Annotated in this window: 6 protein-coding genes; 3 read left to right on the forward strand and 3 right to left on the reverse strand. The window is 45.0% G+C overall.

Going from position 1 to position 6,145, the window contains the following annotated elements:
- Positions 1–166: 166 nt before the first annotated feature.
- Positions 167–1,048 carry a tetratricopeptide repeat protein gene (locus O9323_RS05310; RefSeq protein ID WP_288124787.1) on the reverse strand — a complete coding sequence of 294 codons (882 nt, stop codon included), beginning with the start codon at positions 1,046–1,048 and terminating at the stop codon, positions 167–169.
- A 34-nt stretch (positions 1,049–1,082) separates the two neighbouring features.
- Positions 1,083–1,229, reverse strand: a complete 147-nt coding sequence (locus O9323_RS05315; RefSeq protein WP_002740204.1) for a hypothetical protein — start codon at positions 1,227–1,229, stop codon at positions 1,083–1,085.
- On the opposite strand from O9323_RS05315, the gene O9323_RS05320 reads away from it, so the two are divergent.
- Positions 1,171–2,655, forward strand: coding sequence for an efflux RND transporter periplasmic adaptor subunit (locus O9323_RS05320; protein ID WP_288124788.1), 1,485 nt, complete (start codon positions 1,171–1,173; stop codon positions 2,653–2,655). The two genes, O9323_RS05315 and O9323_RS05320, sit on opposite strands and share 59 nt — an antisense overlap.
- A 197-nt stretch (positions 2,656–2,852) precedes the next feature.
- Positions 2,853–4,070: an ABC transporter permease gene (locus O9323_RS05325; RefSeq protein ID WP_288124789.1), complete on the forward strand. Its 1,218-nt coding sequence runs from the start codon at positions 2,853–2,855 to the stop codon at positions 4,068–4,070.
- 210 nt (positions 4,071–4,280) lie between these two features.
- Here O9323_RS05325 and O9323_RS05330 read toward each other — a convergent pair whose 3' ends face one another.
- Positions 4,281–4,712, reverse strand: a complete 432-nt coding sequence (locus O9323_RS05330) for an NUDIX domain-containing protein (RefSeq protein ID WP_288124790.1) — start codon at positions 4,710–4,712, stop codon at positions 4,281–4,283.
- 230 nt (positions 4,713–4,942) lie between these two features.
- Here O9323_RS05330 and O9323_RS05335 point away from each other — a divergent pair, with 230 nt between their 5' ends.
- Complete coding sequence (locus O9323_RS05335) at positions 4,943–5,872, forward strand: NAD(P)H-dependent glycerol-3-phosphate dehydrogenase (RefSeq protein ID WP_002753252.1); 930 nt, start codon at positions 4,943–4,945, stop codon at positions 5,870–5,872.
- Positions 5,873–6,145 lie beyond the last annotated feature (273 nt).

The raw sequence follows: 6,145 nt of genomic DNA on the forward strand, positions 1-6,145 counted from the left end.
ATGTGGGGTTTGCGGCAAAAAATTTGTTGTTTTGCTAATAAAGTCCCAAAACCATTTTTTAGCAAAGCTGCTAACGATATTCAGCCAGCCCTAATTAGTTAGAGCAAGCCTCAAGAATTCCTAGCAAATTAACTAAGGGGTTATCTTAATGCTTGCTGCTATCAGCTTAATTTTCTTCGTCCGCTTCTGGGTTTGGTTGTGGCAAACGAGCGATAAAATCTTTCATTTGGGGATGATTAAACATTTTCTCCGTGTCTTGCAGAAGACGTTGACCCCAGAGATTTTCTCCCAAAAATTTTAGACTGACATAACGACTATCGCTAGTGAGAGCGGCCTGAGCTAATTTGATGCCCTCCTCGGTTTTCCCTTGACTATAAATAGCCACCGCAATAGCTAACTGAGGTTCCGGCTGTTTAGGATCAATTTTCAAAGCGGCCCGCCAATCTTTAAGAGCGGCTTCCTTATCACCCTGTTCGTATTTAACTAAACCAATATTATTAATAGCGGGCCAAAAATTTTTATCTTGACTAACAGCTTTTTCGTAAGCTGCGATCGCATCAGGATATTGTGCTAACTTGAGATAGGAATTACCGAGATCAAAAAGAGCGGGGGAGACATCGGGTTTAATTTGCAAACCCGCTTCAATCTGGGCAATAGCAGACTGGTAATCTTGATTCTGAAAATAAGCACTACCGAGAGAAAATTTAATATTAGCGTGGGCATCGGCGGGAGCAAGGGACAAAGATTGATTTAATGCCTCGATACCGGGTTGTACCTGATCGTCTTGCAGATATAAACTACCGAGAATAAACCAAGTTTGATAGAGATGAGGGGCCAACTGCACCGCTAACCTAGCCCGTCCGAGGGCTGCATCGGTACGGCGAAAACGAGCTAATTGGATAGCATCCTCAGCCATTTCAATTCCCGCTTGTTCCATCTGTTCTAACTCCGGTTCGATGGCGTAGGGGAGTAGCGCTTGGGAAAAAGCTGGCGGGCTGCCAGCGACGAAAAAAATGAGCAAAGAAATGATTAATCGAAGTTTTGGCACAGTTTACCCCTGGGATAGGCCTTTTTTAATCAGTCTATCTCGCTTGGGAGTTGTTGGCTAAAGAAACAACAAAGGCAACTCTAGAGACGTTAGTATATAACCAATTAACTTTTGGCTGATCGATGGCAATAACCGTGTTGGGAAAATCAAATCGCCCCCTATTTTGGATATTCGGACTCATGGCTAGTAGTTTTCTGGCGGTGGGAGTGGTTTCTTATCGTTTGTTGCAAACTCCTCCTCCTGGCGTAGAATTGGCGGAAATGACCGTTCCTGCTCAACGGGAAACCCTCGCTGTGGAAATTAAAGCTAGTGGTAGGGTGGAACCAATCCAAAGTGTCAACATTAGCCCGAAAAACCCTGGCCGATTAGTGCGATTATTGGTAGATCAGGGCATGATCGTTAAAAAGGGACAAACCCTCGCCGTCATGGATAATTTAGAGGTATATGCCCGAGGAATGCAGTCAGAAGCGCATCTAAGGGAAGCTCTAGCCAATCTGGAACAGGCTAAACGCAGCATTCCCGAAGATATCGGGCAATTACAAGCCCGATTTTATCAGGCCCAGGCCAGTTATAAGCAATTAGAAGCCCGTTTAGCTCAGGCCAAAGAAAGAATTCCCAAAGATTTAGACCAGCTGCAAGCTCAGGTACAAGCGGCCCAATCCCGGTTTCGACTAGCAGAAAATCGGGTTAAACGCAATGAAAATTTAGTCCGGGAAGGGGCGATCGCTCAAGACCAATTTGATGCTGTCCTCAATGAATATCTCAACGCTAAAGCCAATTTAGACGAATCGATCCGCCGTTTGGAACAAGCGGATAAAACCGCTTCCCCAGAAGTGGCCGGAATTAAGCAGGAAATGATAGGAGCGGCAGCAGCGATCGCAGAAGCAAAATTTGCCCTCGAACAACGCCAAAAAACCCAAGAAACCGAGCTGGCTCGACTAGAATCATCTGTAGCGGCCGCTAGGGCCGATTTAGAGCAAATCAAGATTCAATACCGCGATACGGTCATTACTGCTCCCTTTGATGGCATCGTCACCCAAAAATACGCCACTGAGGGTTCTTTTGTCACCCCCACCACTTCGGCCTCTAGCACCGCTTCCGCCACTTCCACCTCGATTATCGCCCTAGCATCGGGATTGGAAGTGATTGCTAAAGTGCCGGAAGTAGATGTGGGTTTATTGCAGCGCGGCCAACCAGTGCGAATTGTCGCCGATGCTTTTCCTGAAGAAGTCTTTGAAGGTCGAGTTATTCTTGTGGCTCCCGAAGCAATTATCGAGAATAATGTTACTTCTTTTGAGGTCAGAATCGGTTTGGTAACGGGACGGGACAAACTCAAATCAAAAATGAATGTAGATGTAACTTTTGTCGGCCAGCAGTTAGATAATGCCCTCGTCGTGCCGACTGTAGCCATTGTCACCCGGGAAGGCAAGTCAGGGGTTTTAGTTCCCGATGCCGAAAATAAACCCAGTTTTAAACCCGTTTCGATCGGTTTGGTCCTAGACGATAAAACCCAAATTTTATCAGGTTTGGAAGTTGGAGAAAAGGTCTTTATCGATCTCCCCGAAGGGGCTGAAGATACCTCAAAAACTAATCAAAAATCTCAATAATTTTCTTTAACAAGTATTCCTAAATTGTCTTTTTTATGCTAGGTCAGGATTCGGGAAATGGGGGAATGGGGGAATGGGGAAATGGGGGAATGGGGGAATGGGGAAATGGGGGAATTCAACTAATACCCCAAAACCCCAAAACCCTACAACTATCTAACTGATAACTGATAACTGATAACTGATAACTGATAACTGATATGTTTATCATCGAAAGTTTAAAAATGGCCGTCGCCACCCTAGGGGCCAATAAAGTGCGTAGCGGCCTGACCATGTTAGGAATTATCATCGGTAACGCTTCGGTGGTGGCCATGATCGGTATTGGCCAAGGGGCGCAAACCTTAGCCAATGACCAGTTTGCTAACTTGGGACCCAATACCATTTTTGTGGTGCCGGGGTCGCGACAAGCACGCAATACAACCGTTGATTTACCGAAAACCCTGGTTTTAGCCGATGCTCAGGCGATCGCCAAACAAGTTCCCACCGTCGCCGAAGTCGCCCCAGAAATAAACGCTCGTTTCCTGATTTCCTATCGTAATCGCAACATGACGGCTCTAGTGACGGGAAGCACCCCAGAATACGCTTCTGTCCGCAATTTTACCCTAGAAAAAGGTCGTTTTATCAATAATATCGATCTAGCCCGCAACAAACGGGTAACGGTAATCGGCCGTGAAGTGGCAGCGCAACTTTTCCCCACCCAAAATCCCCTCGGTCAACAGCTGCGGATCAAAAATCTCAGTTTTGAGGTGATCGGGATTTTAGAGGCGAAAGGCTCCTTTTTTGGCAATAATCAGGATGAAATGCTGATTATTCCCCTTAGCACCATGAACTCGCAACTGGTGGGCAAAACCTCTGCCTACGGTGTCGAGTTGAGTTGGATTAGTCTCACCGCGCGATCGGGGGAGGAAATCCGCGCCGCTAAGTTCCAAATCCAGAATCTCCTGCGTTTACGCCATAAAATCGTCGCTGAGGATGATTTTCGCGTCGAAACTGCTAAACAGATGATCGAAATCTTCGCCACGATTACCCAGGGTCTCACCCTACTTTTGGCTTTAATCGCTGGTATTTCCCTGATTGTCGGTGGTATCGGGGTAATGAATATTATGCTCGTTTCGGTTTCGGAAAGAACCGGGGAAATCGGACTAAGAAAAGCGATCGGAGCCAGAGAACAGGATATTCTCTTACAATTCCTGATTGAATCAACTCTCGTTTCCATCGCTGGCGGTGCGCTTGGTATTCTCGTCGGTGCGGGAGCGATCGTTCTCGTCTCCAGTTTCTCCCCCCTGGCTGCCACTGTTTCCACCACCGCCGTCGCCCTGTCTTTGAGCGTTTCCACGGGTATTGGTCTCTTTTTTGGCGTTTTTCCCGCCTATCGTGCCTCTAAATTGGAGCCGATTGTCGCCCTCAGAAGTGTATAAGCTGCCCGCGCATTAGTAAAGGGATTGGGGGAGATTCAGCTAATTTCAGGATAGGCGGTTAAAATGCGCCTTAGCTTAATTTTTTAACGTTTCCTTAAATCTGTAAATAGACCATTTAATTGATTATTATTTATTCTTAATTCTCCTGACTCCTGACTACTGGCTACTGACTCCTAACCCTAACAACAATTTTTGATTTTTACAAGAGGTCTAATATGTGGGACGGATTTTATAATCCCGATAACGACGATAATCATTGAGGATGCGATCGTGATCAAAGCATAAAGCTTGGGGGAATTCCCAGAGATGAAAAATCCCGACTTTTTTGGCATCATCGGCAGCGATCGGTTTTCCTTTTGCCGTGGCGATAAAAACGATACTAATGGTGTGTTGACGCGGATCGCGGCTAGGATCGGAATAGACGTGAAATTGCTCGATTAACTGCACCTGCAAGCTGATTTCCTCGTAAGCTTCCCGAATTGCCGCCGTTTCCACCGATTCGCCGTAGTCCACGAATCCCCCCGGAATTGCCCAGCCAAAGGGCGGATTTTTTCTCTCAATTAGTACGATCGGACGGTGGGGCGAGTCGATCAGTTCGATGATAATATCAACAGTGGGGGCAGGATTGCGATAGGGTGTCATTTTTTTCAGTTATCAGGGAACAGTTAAGTAAGTAGTTATAATTAAATTGAAGATAGATTTTGCCTCTGATCCCCCCTGCCCCCCTTGATAAGGGGGGATCAGACAACTTTTAACACCTACCTACCTATCAGTAATCGGTCAATAATTTCATTTAAGACTCATAACCTTAAAATCGAATCTTTTCTAAGCAGTCACTGATCAGGGATCACTAATAAGGAGGGGAATAAAAGTTGTTAGAAAATGCCAAGAAAATTACGGTGATAGGTGGGGGAATTTGGGGACAAACTCTCGCTAATTTGGCTAGACGTAATTACTTAACTGTTAGGGTTTGGTCGCGTCATACTGGGGAAGATTTAGGGGCTATTATAGCAGATACTGACGTAATTATTTCGGCCGTTTCGATTAAAGGAGTTGCTCCCACGATCGAAAAATTACAGCAGTTACCATTAAATTCTCCCACCATTATCGTCACCGCTACTAAAGGGTTAGATCCGATCACCACTCGTACACCTTTTCATCTCTGGAATCAAGCTTTTCCCGCTAATCCCCTTGTGGTTCTTTCCGGTCCCAATTTAGCTAAAGAAATTAATCAAGGTTTACCCGCTGCGACGGTGGTAGCAAGTTATCAGCAAAAAGCAGCAATATTGTTACAAAAATTATTATCTGGGGAATCTTTTCGGGTTTATCTGAATAGCGATCCCTTGGGGACTGAGTTAGGTGGCACTCTTAAAAATGTCATGGCGATCGCTTCTGGGGTTTGTGATGGTTTACAGTTAGGTACTAATGCCAAATCTGCCCTATTAACTCGCGCTTTACCGGAAATAATTCGGGTGGGAACTTGTCTAGGAGGTTGTCAAGAAACTTTCTTCGGTTTATCGGGTTTAGGGGATTTATTAGCTACCTGTAATAGTCCTTTATCCCGCAATTATCAAGTGGGTTATCAATTAGCTTTAGGTTTATCTTTGCCGGAAGTTTTGGCGAAATTAGAGGGAACTGCCGAAGGAATAAATACCACAGAAGTTTTGATGAGAATTGCCCAAGAAAAAAATTTATATGTACCGATTACCTGTCAAGTTGATCGTCTTTTGCGCGGGGAAATTTCTCCCCAAGTTGCCGTTTATGAATTAATGCGTCGCGATCTAAAAGCAGAATTTGATTAAGAGACAAGAGATTTTTCAGTAATCAGTAAAAAGTAATCCGTGAGTGGTTGGGGAGTGGGGAAATGATGCCAAATCTGGTTATAATTCACCTTTACCAGAAACGCTATATTCATTTCAATCATTCCGAAATAACTAAATAGGGTTTGCTGAATAATGGTAAAAACCTTACAGGAAAGGGCTTTTAGCTTGATTGAGAGCTTCCCAAATGCACTTAAATCTGCTAGAATCTCTTAAAACCCTTGCATCACCCTTGCATCACCCTTGCATCTTCTC

This window comes from Microcystis sp. LE19-131.1A (assembly GCF_027532015.1).
Lineage (GTDB): Bacteria > Cyanobacteriota > Cyanobacteriia > Cyanobacteriales > Microcystaceae > Microcystis > Microcystis ichthyoblabe_A.